General features: G+C 49.7%; 14 protein-coding genes. 8 read left to right on the forward strand and 6 right to left on the reverse strand.

Annotated features, from left to right (window positions below):
* The gene (locus tag Q0Y21_RS13600; RefSeq protein WP_297796500.1) at positions 1 to 1,281 is read right to left on the reverse strand and encodes an MgtC/SapB family protein; all 1,281 of its coding nucleotides are present in this window, start codon (positions 1,279 to 1,281) and stop codon (positions 1 to 3) included.
* A gap of 790 nt (positions 1,282 to 2,071) precedes the next feature.
* Here Q0Y21_RS13600 and Q0Y21_RS13605 point away from each other — a divergent pair.
* Entirely contained in the window at positions 2,072 to 2,416 is a 345-nt protein-coding gene (locus Q0Y21_RS13605) for a hypothetical protein (RefSeq protein ID WP_297796502.1), read from the forward strand.
* Between the two features lie 399 nt (positions 2,417 to 2,815).
* Positions 2,816 to 3,124 (forward strand): hypothetical protein, encoded by a 309-nt coding sequence (locus Q0Y21_RS13610; RefSeq protein WP_297796504.1) that lies wholly within the window; start codon positions 2,816 to 2,818, stop codon positions 3,122 to 3,124.
* A gap of 79 nt (positions 3,125 to 3,203) precedes the next feature.
* Here Q0Y21_RS13610 and Q0Y21_RS13615 read toward each other — a convergent pair whose 3' ends face one another.
* The gene (locus tag Q0Y21_RS13615) at positions 3,204 to 4,472 is read right to left on the reverse strand and encodes a hypothetical protein (protein ID WP_297796506.1); all 1,269 of its coding nucleotides are present in this window, start codon (positions 4,470 to 4,472) and stop codon (positions 3,204 to 3,206) included.
* A 737-nt stretch (positions 4,473 to 5,209) separates the two neighbouring features.
* On the opposite strand from Q0Y21_RS13615, the gene Q0Y21_RS13620 reads away from it, so the two are divergent.
* Positions 5,210 to 5,473: a hypothetical protein gene (locus tag Q0Y21_RS13620; protein WP_297796507.1), complete on the forward strand. Its 264-nt coding sequence runs from the start codon at positions 5,210 to 5,212 to the stop codon at positions 5,471 to 5,473.
* A complete protein-coding gene (locus Q0Y21_RS13625; protein WP_297796509.1) occupies positions 5,466 to 6,194 on the forward strand; it encodes an Abi-alpha family protein in 729 nt (242 codons plus the stop codon). Before Q0Y21_RS13620 ends, Q0Y21_RS13625 begins: the two co-directional genes overlap by 8 nt.
* A gap of 13 nt (positions 6,195 to 6,207) precedes the next feature.
* Here Q0Y21_RS13625 and Q0Y21_RS13630 read toward each other — a convergent pair whose 3' ends face one another.
* The gene (locus Q0Y21_RS13630; protein WP_297796510.1) at positions 6,208 to 7,788 is read right to left on the reverse strand and encodes a hypothetical protein; all 1,581 of its coding nucleotides are present in this window, start codon (positions 7,786 to 7,788) and stop codon (positions 6,208 to 6,210) included.
* A 436-nt stretch (positions 7,789 to 8,224) separates the two neighbouring features.
* Between Q0Y21_RS13630 and Q0Y21_RS13635 the strand changes: the two genes are divergently transcribed.
* On the forward strand, positions 8,225 to 8,563 hold the full coding sequence (locus Q0Y21_RS13635; protein WP_297796512.1) for a hypothetical protein: 339 nt from the start codon (positions 8,225 to 8,227) through the stop codon (positions 8,561 to 8,563).
* 39 nt (positions 8,564 to 8,602) lie between these two features.
* On the opposite strand, the gene Q0Y21_RS13640 is transcribed toward Q0Y21_RS13635, so the two are convergent.
* Positions 8,603 to 10,333, reverse strand: a complete 1,731-nt coding sequence (locus Q0Y21_RS13640) for an McrC family protein (protein ID WP_297796513.1) — start codon at positions 10,331 to 10,333, stop codon at positions 8,603 to 8,605.
* A 2-nt stretch (positions 10,334 to 10,335) separates the two neighbouring features.
* Positions 10,336 to 12,957, reverse strand: coding sequence for an AAA family ATPase (locus Q0Y21_RS13645; protein WP_297796515.1), 2,622 nt, complete (start codon positions 12,955 to 12,957; stop codon positions 10,336 to 10,338).
* Between the two features lie 288 nt (positions 12,958 to 13,245).
* Here Q0Y21_RS13645 and Q0Y21_RS13650 point away from each other — a divergent pair, with 288 nt between their 5' ends.
* From Q0Y21_RS13650 to Q0Y21_RS13660, 3 genes are all read left to right on the forward strand, one after another.
* Entirely contained in the window at positions 13,246 to 16,653 is a 3,408-nt protein-coding gene (locus Q0Y21_RS13650; RefSeq protein ID WP_297796517.1) for a TM0106 family RecB-like putative nuclease, read from the forward strand.
* 172 nt (positions 16,654 to 16,825) lie between these two features.
* On the forward strand, positions 16,826 to 17,755 hold the full coding sequence (locus Q0Y21_RS13655) for a hypothetical protein (RefSeq protein ID WP_297796519.1): 930 nt from the start codon (positions 16,826 to 16,828) through the stop codon (positions 17,753 to 17,755).
* A gap of 4 nt (positions 17,756 to 17,759) precedes the next feature.
* Positions 17,760 to 18,392 carry a hypothetical protein gene (locus tag Q0Y21_RS13660; protein ID WP_297796521.1) on the forward strand — a complete coding sequence of 211 codons (633 nt, stop codon included), beginning with the start codon at positions 17,760 to 17,762 and terminating at the stop codon, positions 18,390 to 18,392.
* A gap of 149 nt (positions 18,393 to 18,541) precedes the next feature.
* Here Q0Y21_RS13660 and Q0Y21_RS13665 read toward each other — a convergent pair whose 3' ends face one another.
* Positions 18,542 to 21,604, reverse strand: a complete 3,063-nt coding sequence (locus Q0Y21_RS13665; RefSeq protein ID WP_297796522.1) for a type I restriction endonuclease subunit R — start codon at positions 21,602 to 21,604, stop codon at positions 18,542 to 18,544.
* Between the last annotated feature and the right edge of the window lie 7 nt (positions 21,605 to 21,611).

The following is a 21,611-nucleotide window of genomic DNA, read 5'->3' on the forward strand; positions in this document are numbered from 1 at the left end:
CTAGTGCAGCCAGGCAACCGTAAGTCCCGCCAGGAGCGATAGCACCATGGGGGCTCCGACCATAAAGCCCATCTCTTTCCCGCCTATGCTCGCAGACATAACCGCTTTGACCAGATTGTTGACTGCGGCGGCGATCACAATGCCAACGACGGCGGTCTGCATGGAAATCGACTCCAGGGACATGCGGGTGAGTGACAGCGTGATGGCATCCACATCGGCTATCCCGGACGTGGCTGCGAGAAAGAGAATCCCGGCATTTCCCAGCCAGTTTTCCAGATACACCCCAAGCACGAGGATGATCGTCAACAGTAGCCCGAAAAGGAAGGCGGATTTAAGGTCCAGGGGGTTCTGGGTGAGCTCCGGTTGCGGCACGTCCAGGCGACTTTCATGGCGCTTCCAGATCAGCAGTGCGGGGCCATACAGTAACGCTGACATGACGAGTACCGGCCACAGGAGCATAGGCAGGAGCCCCGGATTAATGAGTGCGCAGTAAACCAGAATGCGGGGAAACATGGTGCCGCAGGCGATCAGCGTACCGCTCGCAAACTGGGGGCTCAGATTGGGTGCCGTTGAGGCCTGACGGGCAAAATGGAGCGTCAGCGCCGTGGATGAACTGAGACCCGCAAACAGACTGGTGAACAGGATGCCTTTGCCCATGCCGGCCAACCGGATGGCGAAATATCCCACAAATGAAATGGATGCGATGAGCACCACCAGCCACCAGATTTCGTAGGGATTCAGCACGCCGCCGGGGCCCATACCCTCATCGGGCAGTAGGGGGAGCATCACCAGGGAAATCAGCAACAACTTCAGGGCAGCATCCAGTTCACGGGATTTCAGCTGATTCACGGCATCGTGAATCTCCTGCTTGTTGTCGAGAATAATTGCAGTAATAACCGCTGCTCCGGCGGCAAGTGCAGGGTCTACGGCGACGGCAATGGCGCCATAACAGAACGTGAGAACCATGCCCACGGTGCCGGTGATGCTGAAATTGCGGATGTGTGCCAGTCGCTCGCTGTAGGCCACCAGCGCCATGGCCACCACGCTGATCAGCAGCACGGGAAAGGCCCACTCGGTAATTTCCCTGGTCAGTACCGCGGCAACACCACCAAGAAGCCCCAATAAGGCGAAGGTACGGATGCCGGCGATACGCTCACCGGCTTTCTGCTCCCGGGCGCCCCAGCCTCTCTCGAGGCCAATGATTGCGCCCAGAAGCAGGGCAATCGCCAGGTTGAGCGTGGTCTGGTTGGTCGTAAGAAATTGATTGGTCAGGTCGTCCATTCGTCCGCTCGATTGTTGGCCTGCCCGAATATCGGGATTCGGGGATCTTTGTGGAGTATCGACCACCTCGCTGATGAAATACAGGTTTGGCTGGTCAATCAAAAATGCCAGATTGGAACAATAGAACCAGTACATTGGTATTAAGATGGTGACTCATTACTCAGCGGAGCAATGAGTCACCATCTTTATTTTGATCTCACAACCGTCTGAATTCACAGACCACCGGTCGGTGTCAGCAGAGGCATCACCTTGCCCTGGGCTGACTTCCAGACTCTCAGCTTATGAGGCGTCGTCCGACTTCCGCATCCAATCTGGGATGCTATCCGGATAAGGGACCCCAACGAGGAAAAGTCTTTTGCATTCCGTCAGATCGTGTGCGACTTCCTGAACGATGACAGTTTCGCCTTGTCCCCACTCACTATTGTCCACGCTGGCATACTTGCAGCCTCCTTCGATCTTCTCTCACTGTCGGAGTTCATAACGCAAGCGCCGCATTTGAATGTCGTTTCTGCCATCCCTGAGATTGACGGTTCCTTGGGCAACTTTGTTGAAGAGACATTGTAGATCGTTGGTCAGGGCCTTGGTGGTGTATCAGCCACTGCGTCAACAAGACAAGAGGCCTTGGGCTATATTAGATACATTGATGGCCGGCATCCTGCTATGAAGCCATTGGTAGATAACATTGAGTCCTGGGAAGGTTTAACCGTAAGCGAGGTGGCCGCCAATATCATCGGAGAATGGGATGATAGTAACTGGCCTGTAGAAAATTGCCGAGAGTATTTGGTGAGATATGAAATATTTGAGTAAAGTAAAGTTCGCTTTACAACTAATCTGCCTTGCGTGGTTTTTTCCAACCACCACAGCATTGGCCCAAGAGGATTTCTTTAAGCAACTGGGAGATGATGCCGTTTGGCTTCCTCAGGTAGAGGTAAACTTTAAATCAAGTAAATTCACAGTCGTCCAAGGCGAGAAGGTAGGGGACGACGGATGCAGATATCCGTCAGTACTCAGGATAGATCCCGACAATCCAATTAATGAAGGCGAGAAATTAGTAAGGGTTACGAGAGCCACTAATTTCACTGAATGCATTCAACTCGTAGAGACCGGCATTGTAGAGGGAGAAATAAAAAACTAGGTCAAAGCTCTATCGAGCCTGCCATTGATCGATGGCGGGCTCGATCATGAAGTTCCGACCTATTTTCACTGGCAGTTCCCAGCTTGTCGATACTCAGAAGTTTCCGCTTCTGAGACCGAACCCTTCTGGCCTAGCATAATTCCTTTTTAGACAAAGTGCGGCTGACAGCCGCACGGTTGTCGACTTAAAATTTCTCATAAATCGTAATTCGAAATTAGACATTTCAAAATTAATTGTTATATATCTTTTTTTATTTGTAAATCAATAGCTTACGAGAATTTTTGGCTGGCGTTTACAGAGTGCTACAGTCTCATAGCAGCTCTTTGTCAATAGCTGTCCGCCCGTTTGGTTACGATATATATTTTCAAGTTAATTAAATAACTGAAAAATATAGAAAAATTGACCATAGAAGCGTCGAGTGATAGCTTTAAAGGTGTGTTGGGCGTAGCGAGTCACGGGGCGGGGGCGACGATGGTGAATCATCGATTATCGATCACTTGGAGTAATGGCCACCAAGAACGCTTCGAGGAAGTGCTCTCCACAGCATTGGCAAATGGGCAAATGGAGATAACTGACGACGGAAAATTCAGCTTTACAGATGAATTTTATGAAGTCCCTGAAGTTCAGTTCCATCTAGAGAAAATGCCAAGTGGCATGTTCGACGAGAAGGTCAGTGCTTGGGTCAAGAAAACACAACGTTCCGACTGAGAAACGACCGTATACTATGAGCATAAGACAAGGCGACTTGTAAGGAATTCTGTACCAGCGCTGTAGCCTTTCTCACGTTTCATTTGTGCATCAAGCCCTGTCGGAGTTCTATCCATCGGACGGCTTTTTCAATCGACGACTTCAGGTCCAGCTCTTTAAGTGGTGAATATGCTTCAAGGTCGGATTCGATCATCACAGATACTTGGTCTACCAGTTCTTTGGGAACCGCGAAGTCGAGTGATGTCTGACTCTTTGCGGGGTCCAATGAATCTGCTTTGCTTTCGAGCCAGTTCAGCCAATTTTCCCGCTTGTCTGAGTGTTGTCCTGGACAATCGGTTTCTCTCATGGCTTCCACGAAACGTCTAATCCGTAGGGCTTCTTCATAATCCGCCATGCAGCGATTTAGTCCCTCCTCACACCTGCGGTTGTGTTCAAGAGCTTTACGGACCAAGTCTGATAGACGACTCTCTAACCTCTGGATGCGTTCCTCATTTCTCCTCTGAATTTCAACCTGTTTTACTCGTGCTACCTCCTCCAAAATGCCGTCGATGATTTCCGGAATTCGTTCTTCCAGTTTCCTTCGCTTGTTGTCTTTGATTTCATGCATCCACGAGGATGTGCCGAATTGGAATCTCAAGGTACCCGTGCTGTGGTAGCGATACTCCCAAGTCGTCCACTTGCTATCAGATTTCACTCTTTCTTGCTGACGATGCTCAGTAATCGTGAACAGGATTTCTACCCCTTCCACAAATACTGAGTTCTTGTTCCGATCTCTTTCTGACGGGATTTGTATCTTCCAGTGTTTCTTTTGAAACTCCCGAAGAATGGTATCCATAAGCAGAAGCGCTCTTTCCACCATTTCTGGCATTACAGCTGTTCGGATTATTTCAGCCGAACCTGGTAACACGTGCTGGTATTTGGGATCCCGCACGGCTTTTGGAGAAGAGTAAGTTTTAAACGCCTTTCGGACGATTGGTAGGGCTTCTGAAATGGACGTCACTGAGTCTGTAAGCGTCCCTGAATATTCGTTCGGGAGGGAGGCAATTGGGCCGCACGTCTGAGGCTTCTGTGTAGCGGTTTTGGGCTCCTCGGAAGCAGCCTTTTGCTTGATTGGTTTTTGGATTTTTTCTTCGAGAGCAACAGTAACGTTAGGGTCTCCTGGCAGTATGGGGTGGCTGGGTGGTTTTCCCATCGACACGAGCGTCCAGTGCCCTGGTTTCGGCAGAGGGACTTTATGCCTTTTACAGGCATGGGTAATTGTGTTTGGATCGATTTTCCAGACTGATGCAAGGTCCTTTCTGGGGGTAGACCAAATTGCTTCAAATAGTGCCTGCCGGGTGATTTCCATGGATCTTCCTCGCTTATTCCCGGTTTGACAGGTTGTTGTGTCGTCTTAATGGACACCTAAAGTGCCCCTTGGCAGCGCTTGGTTACATCAAAGATAGGCAGCCAGAATCCTATTGACCAAGCAGGAATATAGCTGCAACAAGTAGCTATTGTTGCCAAGAGCAGAGCGCGGAACTAACTGGGTCGAAATGGATTGTGGCCCAGGACAAGGCGAGCTTTCGGTATATGGAATCTGGATTCAGTCGGACAGGCGCGCGGCTGAGAGATGATGGTAGCGTCGAGCGGTCGGTCTTAACGAATGGTGAGTCGTGAAACCCTCCGAGCCTCTCGGATATTGAGAGACGTCGTGATTTCATGTAACTAATTGAAATTAAATGACTCTTGGTCCGGTCATCTCTGTTTCTCCTCTAAAAGTCTTCTACCACATTGATTTGCGTCGGGGTACTTGTCAAGCACTTTTCCGGATCTAGCCACTGTAATATATCTTGAGGATCGACCTGTGTTATCGGTTACATCTGCTGCGGACCACCAGTTGGGCGGGGCGGTGCTCTTTCGTCGGCAGCAGCTTAACTGAGACACGCGGCTGAATTGATTGTGATGGAGCTATAGTCGCAGCAGGGCTTAATCTGAATGACTTATTTGGGAGATGCAGGTCAATCCGATTCGGACGGATCATTGGGAAGACGTGATAGGCTAAGTGCGCGGGTACGACTACAACAGACGAGTAAGGAGGGGGTAATGACTGAGTCGATCAAACAGCTATTCGCGGTAGCAAAGAACGTCACTCTCACAGAATTCTCGCGAGGTCCATCTCGTTGCTTCGCTGATGCACCTGTCGCTGTCGTATCGAAAGGTCGCCCAGTCGGTTACCTGTTGAGCCCGGAGCTTTTCGAGAAGCTCACCACTTCAATGGCTCAGATCAAAGATCCCGCTTCACTCAAGAAAGAACTCAACCTCTCGAACACTTGGCTGGCGAACCTTGAAGGCAACAATAATGTCTGAGGAGGCTAAGGCAGTCCAGGAAGTTGCCAAAACCACTGGTACCGCAATCCAAGCAGTCGAAAAAATGGGTAAGTTTATTTCGGATGTGGCAGGAGTACCCATAGCGACAGCGGTAGGTATTTTCGAAGACAAATTGCGCTACATCAGATGGGAAAATCAGCTGAATCTGATACATAAGGCCCACGAAAAGCTGGCTCAGCGAGGCTTGTCTGCTCCAACCCGCATCCTTCCGTTGCAATTCACCGTGCCACTGGTTGAGGCTGCATCGCTTGAAGAGGACGATTACCTCCAAGATATGTGGGCCACAGTTCTTGTGAACGCAGCTGACGAAGATATAGAAGTTCAGGTCCGGCGAGCGTTCATTTCCATCCTAGAGGATATGACATCTCTCGATGTGCAAATTTTGAGATTGATCGGAGCCGCAGCCGGAAATCCTAACCATCATTTGGACATACTAAACCCCGGATTTTATCTCGGGTACCTGCCGGACGAAGCATCCGCCTTGGATGAGTTTCAGAGCGGGATTCCAGAACCGAAAAAAGAGGTTCGCATTTCTGTAGGTAATTTACAGAGGCTCAACCTCCTCTCGATCTCCCATACAGTCGATGGGGTTTCAGATCCGAATCACGTGAGGATTACGGAGTTGGGAAAGGAGCTACTGAGGCTGTGCTCAAACGATGAAGGCGCAAGGGAGAGTAGCCAGGCAAACCTAGCTCAATGACCGTGTTCCCCTATTAAAGGATCGGGTATACCGCCATTCTGAGCTGTTCGTAAGCGAATTTCAGGTTTTCCTTAGTCTCTTCTCTGTCGCGTAGCCACCGTGTGGACAATCCAAGGTACTTTGCCCAGGCGACACCTTTCTTGAACTCCTCCCAATTCTGGACTTTGGCGCAGATCTCAATGTACTGGTTCACCAGCTTATACTGGCTCTCGCCTGCCGAGTATTTGCCTAGCTCGAAGGCTCTTTTGAAATGCGGTGCTGCCTCAGAGTATTGCTCCTTTCGATAGAGATTGGTTGCTCTTGCCCATTCTGTGATCCACCCAAGCGCCTCATCGCCATTTCTTTTGATCGTATCCTCCAACTTGTCGATCTCCGAGGATGAATGGGCGTGGTTTTTAAGCCTCAGGCCAGCTTGGAGCGACTCAACAAAAGTCATCGGAGGATAGATGTCTTTTGCGTGCGCTTCATTCATGATGACAGAGTAAGCGCCATGAATACCGAGCAAGCGGATATAAACCTTGAACTTCGGGATCTTCTCGGACGGCACTGAATCGGTTTTTTGTAGGTGAGCTAATTGTTGTGCGCCTGCAATGAGATTGTCGGATCGATTCTTCCAAAATTCTCGAGTTTTGAGGGCCCACGCATTGTCCACTGCCTGAGCGCTTCGCACGTTGTTTGCTGCCAGTTTCTGATCGAGGTTTTGCGCGAATCGCTTGTGGTTCCTTCGAAGTCGCCTATTCTGCTTGCGCAAAGTTTCTGAGATTGCATAGAGCACTTCCCGTCCATAGGCTTTCTCAATTTTTTGGAAGGCTGCCGTAGTAAACCGAGCGATTGCAAAGACTGTTCTGAAATTATTTTTTTGGTGGGAAGAGATTTCGCGCTGATAGTCGACGTTCTCTGTTGCCCGCATTGCATCTATGGATTCATCAAGATTGGTCAGTATCGCACTGAGCGAGGGGAACCTCTTGTTCGAAGTCCATCGCCATGCATTTTCATAATTCTGATCAAGCCTATGGTCCTCGTAGATTCCGTGGTTGGGAAAATGAAATCTTGTTTGATTAGTCTCTACAGTCTCGTAGACCCATTGGAAAGCCTTGGCTAAGGGCCATTGAATACCCTCTCTGTCGAATGAGGGGAGCCACCAAGTATGATCAGACGGGAACTGATAACCCGTCGCCTTAACATTAAAGATCAGAGCGTTCTTTTGGTAGGAGAGAATGGCCCTTTCCGGTAGCGATGTGAGGAGCAAAAAACGCAAGGTTTCTTGCTTACTGAGGTGGCTAATTTGGGTACGAATCAGGTCACGATACTGCTCCAGGGCATCAATGATCGATTCGCGAACGGCGTGAGCTAATCGCTCTGAGCCGGTCGTTTCTCTGGTGAGTTCCTCAAAAAGTCCCAAGAGTTGATCAAGGTTTTTGCGAAGTTCGCTACTTTCTCTCGCAAGTCGCTGAAGACGGGTCTGTATCGACTTTTTCTCCGTCTCTGATCGGATTATTCCCAAAGGATAATTTTTCGTTGGAAGGAAACCAGCGCAGGCAAAAAGTTCCTTTGCCACCTCTCCAATCGCCGGAAATCCATATTCGTTATTCATTCCATTCCTCGATAACGCCGGGTACTCAGAGGTACCCGGACGAACTTACCTATGGATAGCTTTTTACTTACCCCTACGGGCATTGCCTCTTCCTTTGCCGGACTTGTTGCCCGTGGTAGCAGGCCAATTGCCACCAGGGCCAGGATGAGTTGAAGGGCCGCGTCCGCCGGTATTCTTTGATCCACTTTTTGAGTTTGCCATTTGTATCACCATCTTTATCTGAGTTACTGGTAAAAACCGCTGAGACTTAACCGCCACCAGCGATGTTTGGAAGCGTAGCGTTTGGTTTTGGAGGAGTAACTCTGCCTTTTGGCGACATCATTAGTAATCTCGGATTATTGCGACTTAATTTGGCCATAAATAATTGTTTGAAAAGAACTTTTTGACATTCTCGGGAGTGCGGCTAGGATCTCAGAAAACACATCGGAGATCTAAAATGAACGCTGACACCATTGTCCGAAACTGGTACCTGGTCGATTTCACTCAAGATGGAGAGCGTCTTGAAAAGCGAGTGTTGTGGGGCATTGTCGTTGAGGACCGAAAGGGACGCTGGGTACCGGGCGATTGGTGTTGTACAAGCCTTGTCCTTGAAGAATTGGACGGCCAACTCTTCAAAACTCGGAACAGTCTCTATCAGGCGGATAGTGAAGGTATCCGCATGGAGGCCCCCGTCGAGACAGTAGAGCTTCTTCGTGCTGGATACTCACCCGATCAGTGGGAGGCATTGTCGAGCCTGAAAAACGAGCTGAACAGCGGCCCCACCGATGATTCCTAAACCGACCGGGCGACTCTTTTGTTGGGTTGTGCATATTGTCTACGATTTGGGCGATTTATTAACAACCGCAAGTCGAAGTGTCTCCTCTACCTTTGCCATGACCCCGTCAACATTTTTCGGGACTGCGCCCGAAACCTGTCGTTGGTGCCGTTTGAGCAACAACTCCAGTCTGTAAAGTAGTTGTTCGGTCGTGAAGGGCAGGAATAGCATTCCGGTACCAACGTTCTGACCGCTTGCGCGATCTGTAACGGTATACTCGAAACCAACGACCTGTTTCCGATCTGACCAGTCGTTGAATTGATCACCAGAATATTGGTAGAGCAAGTCCTCAGTAAGCAGAGTGAGTTTACCGTCAAGACCGAGGTGGAGCTGAAGACGCTGAGCCAGGTCTGAGCTGCCTTTACCTCCGAGCACTCGAGCGACGTCCTCGATTGATTCAAGTCTTTCCTGCTGAGCACCATCGGGCTCCGTTGGTATAAGTTGCGTCAAAGCAGGAAAAAAGCGTATCCACTCGCCAACAACCAACTGTTTTTCATACATGTCGAACGGCACGCACCACAGGTGAAGGTCCTCGCCGAAACTCAACTGAGGCAAAGGTTCCTGAAATGCTGCATGTTTGGGATAAATCAGCAGCATATGGCCATACCCATTCTGGTATTTGTGTCCATAAGCAAAGAGTTGGTAGAGGTCAGCTTGCTTAATGCCGTACTTCTCAGCCGATGTATTCTGTGTCGAGTCCAGAAGTTTCCATTTGGCGTCCATGACAGTCTTGCGACTGAGATAAGTCACCAGCAGGTCAGGCTTTAATTGGAACCAGGATTTCTCAGGGCCGCCATCCGGCGAGTGCTTTATCAACCACCGGCTTGCCGCTTGAGAAGTCAGTGACGCACCAGAGCGCATCCGCTTTTTAATGTGGTGAGCCACATAGTTTTCGAAAAGCTGTTCCATCGGGAACAGCATTGCAATGCCGCTGTGCAGGCCGTGTTGAAAGTTAGGGTTCAGCCGTTCGAGAACCAGGACACACCAGGGCTTTATGGCTCGGTAGGGATGCATCAACTTGGTGTTCTGCCATTGACTGATTTGGGGCAGGGGCTTTCTGAAGGGCTCGATAACTGACAGCTGGTGAGACAGCGTGTTTGCTACCCGCCAGTTCTGAGCGTTCTTTGTGAGCTTAAGCACGTAATCCAGCGCAGTTCTCAGCAGACGGTTTTCGGTTCGATTGGGAGAGAACACGTCATGGCGGATGTTGAACCAAGTGGCGCGCGCCGGAGATTGTCGACTTTGTTTGCCTACATCCAACTGGCCGCGAATAAACCGGCTTTCCTCTTCAATGGTTTCATAATGAAATCGGAGACCTCGTTTGACGAGGGTGGTCAGCTGATTCAGAAACTGGGCGATGATCCATTCGTGAATAGGTAGCTCAGATCGCGTGAGGTCCGCTGAGTCCCCTGCCCGGCCATCGAGAGACGCAGAGCACCTAAGCATATCCTGCAAAAGCTTACGCAGAGGCTCAGGCTCCTCCGGCGATGCGAATTCAGTTTTCGGTAATATCTCTATGCCTTCACCGGAAGGGCTTTGGAGGTAACCGACGTAGCTTCCGAGCTTTAGATACTTCTTGCCATTCCGAATGATGAGCTTGGAATCCTGCTCCCACTGGTTATGCAGGTTGATCAGCCACTCAAACGTCGCACCTGAAACCCGCCCGACATTGATACTGGGGTCGACCTCAGAATCAGCGGTGAGGGTGGCGTATTCGCGAACCTGAATCACCGTCAAACTCCAGCAATCTGTTGATACGCTTTCGCCTCATCGAAAGCGGTTTCGTTGATTTTGAACCTGTTGTCAGTCAGCTGTTCTGCAATTTCCCCTGGGAAAAGCTCGGTTAAGTTGCGCGTGAAGGCATGAGTACCAGTCGTTCCTGGAGTGATGAATTTATGCTCGGGAGCTTTGGCAGGGTCGTTCAAGACCCATCCTATACGCTCGTAATCTTCGAAAAAATATTCCTGGAGCAGGGGAATGACCTTGTCGCGGAATATGTGCCGGAGAGCCGCCTGTCGTTCTGATTCAGATTCCATGCCTACCAACTCCATGAAATAGGCGTGACCAATCTGATGGTCGGAATCTAGCAGGATCTCGATTCGCTGGTTCATTACATCTAATAGCGTATCTAGGGGAATGTCGTGAACAGTGACCTCGGAAAGGCTGCTGGGGTCCGGAAGCATTTCAACAAAACTGAAGCGTCGACGAAGCGCCAAATCCAGCTGTGCCAACGACTTGTCCGCCGTGTTCATTGTGCCAATCACAAATACATTGGAAGGTACTGAAAACTGATCTTTGGAATAGGGCAGTGTCACAGATTGCGCGTCAGGTGCACCGGCTCGCTTGCTCGGCTCCAAAAGGGTAATGAGTTCACCGAAAATCCGGGCGATGTTGCCTCTGTTAATCTCATCAACGATTAATACGTGCGGCGGTGCCTCCTCCTCCGGCGATTCAGAGGACACCATCTCCAATAAACGCTCCGTATTCAGTTTGGAGTGCTTGAGCTTATAGAGCGTCATCTGAGTAAATTGGCTGCTATATAGCTCACTCACAGGCCGAGAATTTTCGTAGACCTGTAACCATTTGACGTCACGGGCTTGGTGAAACCAATCAGGCTTATCTCCAAGTTTTTTGTGTTGGGCAGTGACCTCCGCAATGGCACGGAATCGAGAATTGCCGTCCGAAATAACAAGCAAATCGCCCTCTTTTACCTGGTTTCTAAAGGTATTAACGGCTCGAAATGCGTATTCTTGGCTTTCAGAAGGATAGCGCTCGAGGTATCGCTTTTTGACAGACTCGTAGTCATCGCACTCTGAGAAGTCAGCGTCTCCGCCCCATCCCAAGAGTACATAATCGTTCTCAAGGCACTCAGTAAAAACCTCACTGGCTTCAGCCGTTTGAGAATTGCCCAACGACATTTTCCAGATAGCCCGATTCGATAGGCTTTCAGGTGAGATGGTTTGATGAGCGATTACTCTTTTGTCGGCGTTTTTGCATAAGGTTTTGAAGACGCCGTCTCGCACGGGATAGTGAAGCTCACCCGTTTCTGGGTCGCTTTCAGCCCTTATTCCCTCAATGAAGTCCTCGTAAGCAAAGCTCTGGTGGAAAGTCGTAAACTGAATTCTTTCTGACCGAACCAGTTCGTCAAACCTTGCTTTGATCGCTGCTCTGCTCTTATGGGATTCAGCTCGATCAGCGTTTTCTTGGTACCAAACTGGATCAGCGATTCGGACGGCTAGATCAGTAGTACGGTACGTCTTCCCGGTTCCCGGAGGCCCATAGAGAATCTGATTGAGTGGTTCAGTAGGCATATTACTCTCTTCTTTCTGGGGAAAACTTCCTTCAGAATTGGTTTCAGAAATATCGCCATCCTCCTCGTCATACCACTCTAATAGCGTGTCCAGCTCGTCCATAGATGACACAGATACCAAGTAGGCTGTACTACCCTTTGCAAGGGATGGGGCGTGTTGTTTTAAGTGATGGTTACGGGTGTCTTGCGGGCCGTACTTCCTCACGTTTTCGAGTTCGATTTCTTCGGGAGGTTTGTCCCCAATAAAGATTTTTACTGACTTCGGTTTAGGATCAAGGGCAATAGGCTTCCCATTCGTACACTTGAATCCCGCGATATGCCTCGTTCCCGAGTAGGTTCCCGGATAGACCTTTTTTAGGTGCTCAACTGCGGTTTCCGAGTTGAATGGCGTGCTTTGATTCTCGTACCAAGCCTGGTACGAAATTTCCCAAAATGGCTTGTCGGTGAGATCGCGGACACGTTGGAGGCATAGCCTGTAGTCCTGCCATTTAGGTTTTGGAATCTCCAGGTCGTTCGAGGTAAGCCAGTGCCGAGTTTGTCCGTCCACCGGTAAATAGATGTCCGGGTAAGCGTAAAATAGACACTGGGTAAGCTTCGCGAAACCTGTCCCTTTAATTGAGAGCACAGTTTGAAACTGCTCACCATCGACCTCAGAGGTGGCCGCATCCCGAAAAAATTTCCAGAGTGTGCTGATGGTTCCTGGAGCCCGAGATTTGGCGTATGGAAAAAGCCAAACCTTCAACGGCTGAGCACTTGGCACGCCGGAAAAATCAGTGGGAGGCGGTGCATCCAGGCCTATTAGCTCTATCAGTTCCTTGAACAGCTTCGCGCGATTCTCTTCCCCATATTTCATGAAGATGGCAAAAAAGCTAAATGGGTCAATTTCTTGTAAAGGCACCTTTTCACCGGCCTCATTTTTGTCGGTGAGTCCCTTTTTTATTCCCAATTCTTGTAGGATTGCGATGAGTTCTGGTTGTCGGTCCTCATAATCCTTGATCCACTGCGTGAGTGCTTTAAACGCTGGTATCCAAGTGTACTGCTCCACCTGCCGATCCTTTTTGTTGGTAGTCAGTTTGTCTGTCGGGCTGCGCTCCGATCCAAGTCGCAAGCAAGCAAACGACGATAACTTATAGCCAAACGATAGGTCCTTCAAAAGGGAAAAGTATTTTTCACTTCATAGACTTACCATCCTACCTGGTCTATTGGCAGAATGTCGTCTAAATTGGCATATTTAGAATGCTGAAAAAAATGAAATGGCGCTCAAGTTTTCGCCAAGCACCATGCCTGACAGTTCTTGCATTCTTAATCCTTGCACACAAGGAGGTTGCACCCAATGAGGCACCTGGATGGTCATTTCCAACTCACTGCGACGGACCTAGTCGCCCATAGCGCCTGTAACCATTTGGTCGCCCTTGAAAAGCAGGTGGCTCAAGGAGAGCGTGAAAAGCCGGATCACTACGATCCCCTCCTGGAAATTTTGCGTGAGCGCGGACAGCGGCACGAGCAGGGTTACCTTGAGCACTTAAAATCTTCGGGACTGGATGTCACTGCCATCGAAGGGGTCGAAGTAAACGAACAAAGCATCGATCAAACCGTTGAGGCAATGAGAGCTGGTGCGCCAATCATTGCTCAGGCCGCTCTCAGAAACGGGAGCTGGAGTGGAAGGGCCGACTTTCTGAAACGAGTAGAAAAGCCCAGTGCGCTGGGTGACTGGTCGTATGAAATTATTGATACAAAATTAGCGCGAGAGACCAAGGGTGGAACCGTTCTTCAGCTCTGCCTCTACGCCGATCTTCTGGCGAGCGTTCAAGAAGTCGATCCCGAATTTATATTTGTAGTTGCGCCATGGAGTGACTACGAACCGCAAAGATATCGGTTCGCGGACTATGCGGCTTATTTCCGGCAGGTTCGGAAAGCAGCCGAAACAGACATCACTACTGACGAGCCCGGCGAAACCTATCCGGACCCGAAATCGCACTGTGACATTTGCCGCTGGCAAACCCAGTGTGACCAGAGACGGCGAGATGACGACCATCTCTGTTTAGTTGCCAACATCAGCAAAGCACAAATCGTTGAGCTGAATGCCAACGGCATTGCCACTATGAAAGACCTGGCAGACCTTCCAACACCAATCCCGTTTGAGCCAAAACGAGGCACAAAACCTTCTTTGGAGAAAGCCCGAGCCCAAGCTCGGATTCAGGTTGTCGCCCGGGAGAGTGGTGAACTCGAACATGAGTTTCTCGATCCGATTCCAGGTGCTGGATTTGGGGCATTACCAGAGCCCTCAGAAGGCGACGTGTTCTTTGATATTGAAAGCGACCAGTTCGTCGGAGAGCACGGCCTGGAGTACTTGTTTGGATATGTCTTTAAGAACAAGAGCGGCGAGATCGAATACAAGGCTGAATGGGCCTTTGGGCCAGGCGAAGAGAAAGCTTCCTTTGAGGGTTTCATCGACTTTCTAACAGAGCGTCGTCAGCAATACCCGGACATGCATGTCTATCATTTTGCTCCATACGAACCAGCAGCGCTGAAACGGCTCATGGGACGATACGCCACGCGCGAAAACGAGATGGACAACTTGCTTCGAGGCTTGGTGTTTGTCGACCTGTTGAGTGTCGTCCGAAACGGGTTGCGCGCCAGCGTGGAAAGCTACTCCCTGAAAAAGCTGGAGCCGTTCTTCAAATTTGAGCGCAAGGTTTCGCTTCATGATGCCAACGTGGCACTCACTCAGCTTTCATCGCACATTGAACTGGATGACTTCGATTCGGTCACCGAGAAGACAAAATTCGTTGTTGAGGCCTACAACGCAGATGACTGCTACTCGACCGCTACTCTGAGAGATTGGCTCGAAAGGTTACGGGATGAACTAATCAGCGAAGGACACTCTATTGAGAGGCCCGAGCCAGGAGCTGAGCCCAGGGAAGAGGCCGACGAGCAGGCGCAGCGCATTCAGGCACTGGTTGACCGTCTGATTGATGGGGTTCCGGTAGCCGAAGACGAGCGTACTCCCGAACAGCACGGACGCTGGATTCTGGCTCATTTGCTAGAGTGGCATCGCCGTGAAGATAAGTCCTTTTGGTGGGAGTATTTCCGTTTGTGCGACCTTCAGCCAGACGAACTTTTAACCGAGCGTACAGCTATTTCGGGATTAGAATTTCTTGAGACAGTTGGCCATTCCAAAACAGGTATTCCAACTGATCGGTATCGATTCGTACCCCAAGATAGTGAAGTTCGAACAGGCGATACATTAAAGCAGGTAGGAGGGGGAAATCTCGGATCAGCTGAAAACGTGTCCATGGGCGACGCGACGATAGATATCAAAAAGATGAAAGCCACTGCGAACGACCATCCAAAAGCTGTTTTTAAACATACGCACATCCCTAGTAACCCTCAAAAAAACGCTTTGTTTAGATTGGGTGAGTACGTCGCTGACAATGGTTTCGAGGGAGATGGGCCTTTTATGGCTGGTCGCTATCTGTTGCTGAGGGCTAAAATCGACCCAGGTGAGATAGCGTTGAGACTACCGAATGAGACGGCTCTTGAGTCGGCACTCAGAGTCGTACCAAGGCTGGACGGTGATGTACTGCCAGTTCAGGGGCCTCCAGGAACAGGAAAATCCTTCACTGGAGCACACGTCATTTGCGATCTTGTTGAACGAGGAAAACTAGTCGGGATCACCGCAAACAGTCACAGGGTTATCCGCAATCTTCTTGATAAAACGATCAAGGTTGCCACTGAAAATAACTTAGACCTCACCTGTATCCAAAAACCGGAGAGGGATAGTGATGAACTAGACCTTCCGAGCCTCATTTTCGAAAAAAAATCTGAAGAAGTATTGGGAGCACTGACTGACGGTCGCGCCCAGGTTGCAGGAGCCACAAGTTTTTTTTGGGCGTCAGAAGAAGCACAAGGTGTTCTTGATGTTCTTATCGTCGATGAGGCCGCCCAAATGTCTCTCGCAAACGTGGTAGCAGTATCTGGTTGTGCTAAAAGCTTGATTCTGCTGGGTGACCCTCAACAGCTTGAGCAGCCGACTCAAGGTTCACACCCTGATGGAACGGATTGCTCTGCTCTGGATCACCTATTAGAAGGGCACCAGACCATTTCTGACGATCAAGGTCTGTTTCTTGGAATTACTTACCGCCTTCATCCAGAAATCTGTCGCTTCAATTCAGAACTGTTCTACGAGAGTAAACTCACCTCCATTCCGAAGGCCGCAAATCATGAGATCAAATCTGATGGCGCTTTATCTGGTACCGGCTTGCGTTACCTGCCAGTGAAGCATAGCGGCAACACAAGCAGTTCTACAGAGGAGGCGGACGAGGTCTTACGAATCGTCAACGAGATCTTGAACAGCAATACGACCTGGATTGATGGCGAAGGGTGTGAACACGCATTAACTCTGGCCGATATCCTGATTATCGCGCCTTACAACGCCCAAGTATTTGAGATTCATCAGAGGTTGCCCGATGCAAGGGTCGGTACAGTCGATAAATTTCAGGGTCAGGAGGCCCCCATCACGATTTTTTCAATGGCAACCTCCAGCCATGCCGACGCGCCAAGAGGAATGGAGTTTCTTTACAGTCCTAACCGGCTCAATGTCGCTATTTCAAGAGCCAAATGTTTGGCGATACTGGTTGCCTCACCCGCCGTTTTCGAGGCGGAGTGCAAAACACCGAGGCAGATGCAGCTGGCTAATGCATTTTGTCGATACATCGAGTTGTCGAAAAATGGCTTTTAGAAAAACTGACTTGGCGACGAAGATTAAGGTCCAAGTTCAGCTCGGTCAGAAACATAGATTTTGGCTGAGAGGATTTACCTTCGGGCTCAGGGACCTTGCGACTTTCGAAGGTCTTAGCCCGTGTGGTAGCTTCAGTAAACGAAAAGAAAATTACTAAAATGGATGGCTCCAAATGCTAAATCCCTATGAGCGCTGGATTTACTTCCACCGTTTCATTCTTGATAGTTCACCTTCTCATGCGCCGCAGATTAATTTGAATGAATGTATAGACGAGCTTAAGAAACTCGTTGACTCCGGCGGCGCGTTTAAGATGGTTGAGAATGACGAAGCTTGTTTTCGAATTCGTGACTTAAGGGTAAACGAAGAGAATAATTCGGCCGTGTTTTTGCTGATGTACTCCAATTCGAAAGCTAGCGACCCCGTTTTCAGCAAGCTGACAACAACAGACCTTCGTCCTGAGCCCAAGCTCGACGGCGAGGGCATCGCTGTTTCCGCACATGCAGTTTTAAGCCTTTCGCCAACAGAAAATGGAGGTAACGAATTTTTGTTTTTGTTGGAGGAAGTGCCTGGCCTTGGCAGGTCAGGTTTGGAGGGATTTTTCCAAACCATGTTCCGCGCGGTCACGAAGGGAAGGTTGCACTTCGATGATGAGGAGGAGAATGGCCGAAGTCGTGCATACCGCCCTCGGGTACGAATACTCGCGACGCCAAGTAAGACCTTCCAAGAGGAGTTGGAGGGTTCAACAGTCGATAGCATAGAACTGGTAGAGCGTATAAAGATCAGTCACTTCGATGAAGAGCACTATTACAAAGAGGACGTCAGAACTCTCAAGCTCAAGGTCGTGGATGGAAATGGCGAGAAGCCAACTTTTATCGAGAAGCTGCGTAAGAAAGCCAGAAGTGAAGGTTTTGATGATCTTAAAATTCGTTACAAGAAAAATGGCGGGAAGAGGAAAACCGCTGTGATGGGCACAGATACAGACGATGTTAAGGATGCACTCGTGGGGCGCGTTGAATACATAGAGCACGCCCCTGGCTTGTCGCAATGCAGTGACAAAATCGTAAGTTCCTACGCTGCAAAAATTCTCGGGCTTTTGGAATAGGATTATGGTTCCTGGTCTTCGGCAGCTCTTTACTCCACTAGCCTATTTAAGGATCAGGAATCCAATCAAACCCTGGTTTGATTGGTACATCCCTTTGGTCATAACCGCTTTGGTGTTCACTCTTTTGATGCTTTTGCCTGGCAGGGTGAACCTTTTCGGAGAGACCGGCTTAGTTGCCCATGTGACACAGCTACTTCAAATGCTAATTGGGTTTTACATTGCCGCCCTGGCAGCCGTGGCAACCTTTCCATCAAAAGTTCTTGATCAACCGTTTGCCGGAGATCCGGTCCAGATCAGGGTAGAAAGAAAAGGGCAAAGAAAGCTAATTCCAATTAACCGAAGACGGTTCTTGTCTTATCTCTTTGGTTATCTGGCTTTCCTCAGTCTTTTTTTATTTTTGATTGGGATGTCAATCAGCGTGCTGCATAACAATCTGGCGTCTCTTTTGCCAAAACAAATGATTACGTGGACCAAGCCAGGGTTTACGTTCGTCTACATTTTCTTAATCTCCAATCTAATGGTCACTACGTTACTTGGCTTGCACTATCTAACAGATCGTATTCATAGGCCGCCAGATGGCGATGGTTCTCTGTTGCCCGAGAAGCCGGATTCGGCTCATAAGTCGGATGAAGACTGACCCTCCGAGAGCACGTTTTGGGAATATTTTCTATCTTTCGCACGACTCAAAGCCTGACTATACAATTCAGTTAGAAGGTGTCTTCTTCCCAGTTATACGTCAAAATATTTTTTGACGTATAACTGGGAAGAACCAATCGCTCGAAAGCTTCAGTAGTGGCCTTTGATATATTCATAGGCCTTATTGAAAAGCTCTTTGTCCTTCCCCAGTCCAAACTGAACCAGCGTCAACATCAAAGCTTTCTGGATCTCCCTCGGTCCGCTCGCAGAGTTCTGCCAACCATCGAATCGGGTCGCTTTGACGATCTTGTCGATCTGCTCGACAACATCCTGAATGACCTTCGGAGTTCGATCAGGCCTTGTCTCCATGAAAAGCTTGGTGAGCGCCTGTACATTGTCTTCCTCCGTGACCGTGCGCTCTCCAGTCTGCTTCTCAAGTTCAACGGTTTCCTTGGCGGTATCAAGCAGGCCTTTGAGCCAATCGATGGCCTTAATGACTCCAGCCTCGTACTGCTGCCTGAGCTTCTCTAGGCGCTCGCCGAGCGCGACGAATTCTGGGTTTCCGCTACCGCGAAGTCGTCCCATTAAATCAATCTCGAGCCTGCGTGCGCGCTTCTCTTGTTCCTTCTCTGTGAGCGTGAAAATAGCGTGCTCATCCATCACAAGTTCATCGATATCATTGCGAATGCGGTTGATATCGGTGTTCTCGTGGATCATTTTGATGGTTTCGGGCCCGAGCGCGGCCCAGACTAGAGCGCCAGTTTGTCCAATGGGGCGAACGCTCTCATAGATTTGAGCAAGCCATTTGTAATCGTTGCGGTAGGGCGTGAGGAAAGGGTCTGGATTGATCGCAGACCAGAGTTTGCTGAGGACGCCGAACGCTGCGGCAAATTCGTCTCGTTTCTCATTGGTTGGCAGGCATTCCTGGGCCGCGATGATTCCCTCAAAGCCTTCAAGGGATCGATCCACTCCAGGGAAAAATGCCAGGCACTTTTTCAGCTGTTCTGGAAGCATTTCCTTGAAGCGTTCGATGCCTTCGACAACGCCCTCGATCTCGTCGGGGTTGTAAGCGAGTGCGGTTCGAAGGTTCTCGAACACGCCAAGGTAGTCGATGATCAGGCCCATTTCCTTGCGCATACCGTTCGCTTCGTAGAGACGGTTAGTACGGCACATGGCCTGGAGAAGGGTGTGGTCTCGAAGCGGTTTGTCCAGGTACATGCAGTAGCAAATTGGAGCATCAAAACCGGTGAGGAGTTTTGCGGTAACAATGAGAAGCTGAAGAGGGTTCTCAGGATCTTTGTAGGACTCAATCAGGTCTTTTTGTAGTTGGTCATCTCCATCAATCTCCTGCCAAAGCTGAAAGTCCTCCTCCGTTATCGGCAGTTCCAGTTCTTTGTTCCATTTGCGCCAGTCCCTGTTTTCCTTTCCGTCTTTGCCACCGCCTTGTGCTTTAATCGGAGCTTGATCAACATTCATGACCACTTCGACGGCGTCGAAACCAAGCTTTTGGCCAAGTAGGTAATACATCTGGACACAGGCATCCCGGTCGTAAACAACCACCATGCCTTTCAGTTTTTTTGGCTTCACGTGGCTGGTGAAGTGCTCAACGATATCGTCGCTTATCGCTTCCATGCGCTTCGGGGCTTTCAACATGACTGCCAGCTTGCCCGCCCGCGTGGACAGTGCCGTTTTTTCGTCGTTGTCCAAACCGTGTTCTTCAGCTAGTCGCTCAAACTCTTTGTCAATAGAGGCTCTGTCGACGCGAAGTTCCGCCAAGCGCGGTTCGAATTTTACCGGTACGGTAGCCCCGTCGCGGATGGACTGCTTGTAGCTGTAGCGGTTCATGTACCTGCCAGGATCTTCGTTCGCACCAAACAGCTTGAAGGTGTTCCGCTCGATGCTTGAAATCGGCGTACCTGTCAGGCCATAGAAGTGTGCATTCGGCAGAGCCCAGCGCATCTTGTCACCAAGGGAGCCCTCTTGCGTGCGGTGCGCTTCGTCCACCAGCACAATGATGTTGTCCCTATCATTCAGGCCTTTGGAATTATTCTCATCGATCTCGACATCCTGGAATTTGAAGATGGTGGTTATCAGAATTCCCCGACTGTCCTGCTCAATGTGTTCGCCCAGTTTCTTGCAGCTTTGCACTTTAACAAGGTTCTTAACGTCTGCACCGCCAAAGGTTTCGTTAATCTGACTATCGAGATCTCGCCGATCCACCACCACCAGAACGGTGGGGTTTTTGAGGCGATTGTCGGCTCGCAGCATGCGAGCCGCGTAAAGCATCAGTAGAGACTTACCAGAGCCCTGGAAGTGCCAGATGAGACCCTTTTTTGGGTAACCGCTTTTGACGCGATCAACGATTTGCTTGGCTGCTTCAAATTGAGGGTAACGAGGAAGCAGCTTGATGCGTTTGGGTGGCGTTTTTTTGCCGGTCTTGATGGTTGAAAACAGAGCGAAAGATTCGAGAATCTGGAGCAGCGTTTGAGGGTTCAGTAATCCCTCAACACTGGAAAGTACTGAGGCCATTCCGGTGAGCTGCTCATCTTCCTGTTCTGTGGTATGCCAGGGACCCCAGTCCTTGGGACCAGCGTTTATCGCACCATATGCAAAGGTCCGACCTTCGGAGGCGAAGCACAACAGGTTTGGAACGAAAAAGGGTTCCGCATTCTTCCAGTAATCTTTGCTTCCACCAATGAAGTCAGCAGCGCCATCCTGCCAGGTTACGCTTGGGCGTGTTGCGGTTTTGACTTCACCCACCACCAACGGAATTCCGTTAATGTAGAGCACGATATCGAAAAACACTTCCGAGGCGGCGATATAGTGGACCTGCTGTGCCACAACAAAATGATTGTTTTCTATGTTGTCGAAATCGATCAGGTTTATGGTGATGTGGTCGCCATTTTCGCCGAAGGGCAAAGTCTTCTCAGCCATCAACCATTCTTGGAAGTTTTCGTTGGCCTTTACTAAACCGGTGTGGCGGGCTTCAAGCACAACGCCGCGTAGCTTGTAAATCACTTCATCGGCGTAATCAGATTGCCGAGCAATATCGGGATTCAACGAACAAAGCGCATCTTTGAGCCACTCATCAACAAAAATATCCTGCGCTTTTTTCGGCAGACTTTCACCGTGGCAGTAACTCCAATTTACTTCGCTCAGCTCTTTTAAGCGGTCCACAATTCCATTTTCCGTGACACTCTGCTCGTTAAACATGTAGAAC

The organism is uncultured Marinobacter sp., assembly GCF_947259545.1.
GTDB lineage: Bacteria > Pseudomonadota > Gammaproteobacteria > Pseudomonadales > Oleiphilaceae > Marinobacter.

What these genes read in the sequence shown, in the direction of transcription:
- Q0Y21_RS13600 (WP_297796500.1), bottom strand. Translation starts at nt 1,281, where the DNA reads ATGGACGACCTGACCAATCAATTTCTTACGACCAACCAGACCACGCTC.
- Q0Y21_RS13605 (WP_297796502.1), top strand. Translation starts at nt 2,072, where the DNA reads ATGAAATATTTGAGTAAAGTAAAGTTCGCTTTACAACTAATCTGCCTT.
- Q0Y21_RS13615 (WP_297796506.1), bottom strand. Translation starts at nt 4,472, where the DNA reads ATGGAAATCACCCGGCAGGCACTATTTGAAGCAATTTGGTCTACCCCC.
- Q0Y21_RS13620 (WP_297796507.1), top strand. Translation starts at nt 5,210, where the DNA reads ATGACTGAGTCGATCAAACAGCTATTCGCGGTAGCAAAGAACGTCACT.
- Q0Y21_RS13625 (WP_297796509.1), top strand. Translation starts at nt 5,466, where the DNA reads ATGTCTGAGGAGGCTAAGGCAGTCCAGGAAGTTGCCAAAACCACTGGT.
- Q0Y21_RS13630 (WP_297796510.1), bottom strand. Translation starts at nt 7,788, where the DNA reads ATGAATAACGAATATGGATTTCCGGCGATTGGAGAGGTGGCAAAGGAA.
- Q0Y21_RS13635 (WP_297796512.1), top strand. Translation starts at nt 8,225, where the DNA reads ATGAACGCTGACACCATTGTCCGAAACTGGTACCTGGTCGATTTCACT.
- Q0Y21_RS13650 (WP_297796517.1), top strand. Translation starts at nt 13,246, where the DNA reads ATGAGGCACCTGGATGGTCATTTCCAACTCACTGCGACGGACCTAGTC.
- Q0Y21_RS13655 (WP_297796519.1), top strand. Translation starts at nt 16,826, where the DNA reads ATGCTAAATCCCTATGAGCGCTGGATTTACTTCCACCGTTTCATTCTT.
- Q0Y21_RS13660 (WP_297796521.1), top strand. Translation starts at nt 17,760, where the DNA reads ATGGTTCCTGGTCTTCGGCAGCTCTTTACTCCACTAGCCTATTTAAGG.
- Q0Y21_RS13665 (WP_297796522.1), bottom strand. Translation starts at nt 21,604, where the DNA reads ATGTTTAACGAGCAGAGTGTCACGGAAAATGGAATTGTGGACCGCTTA.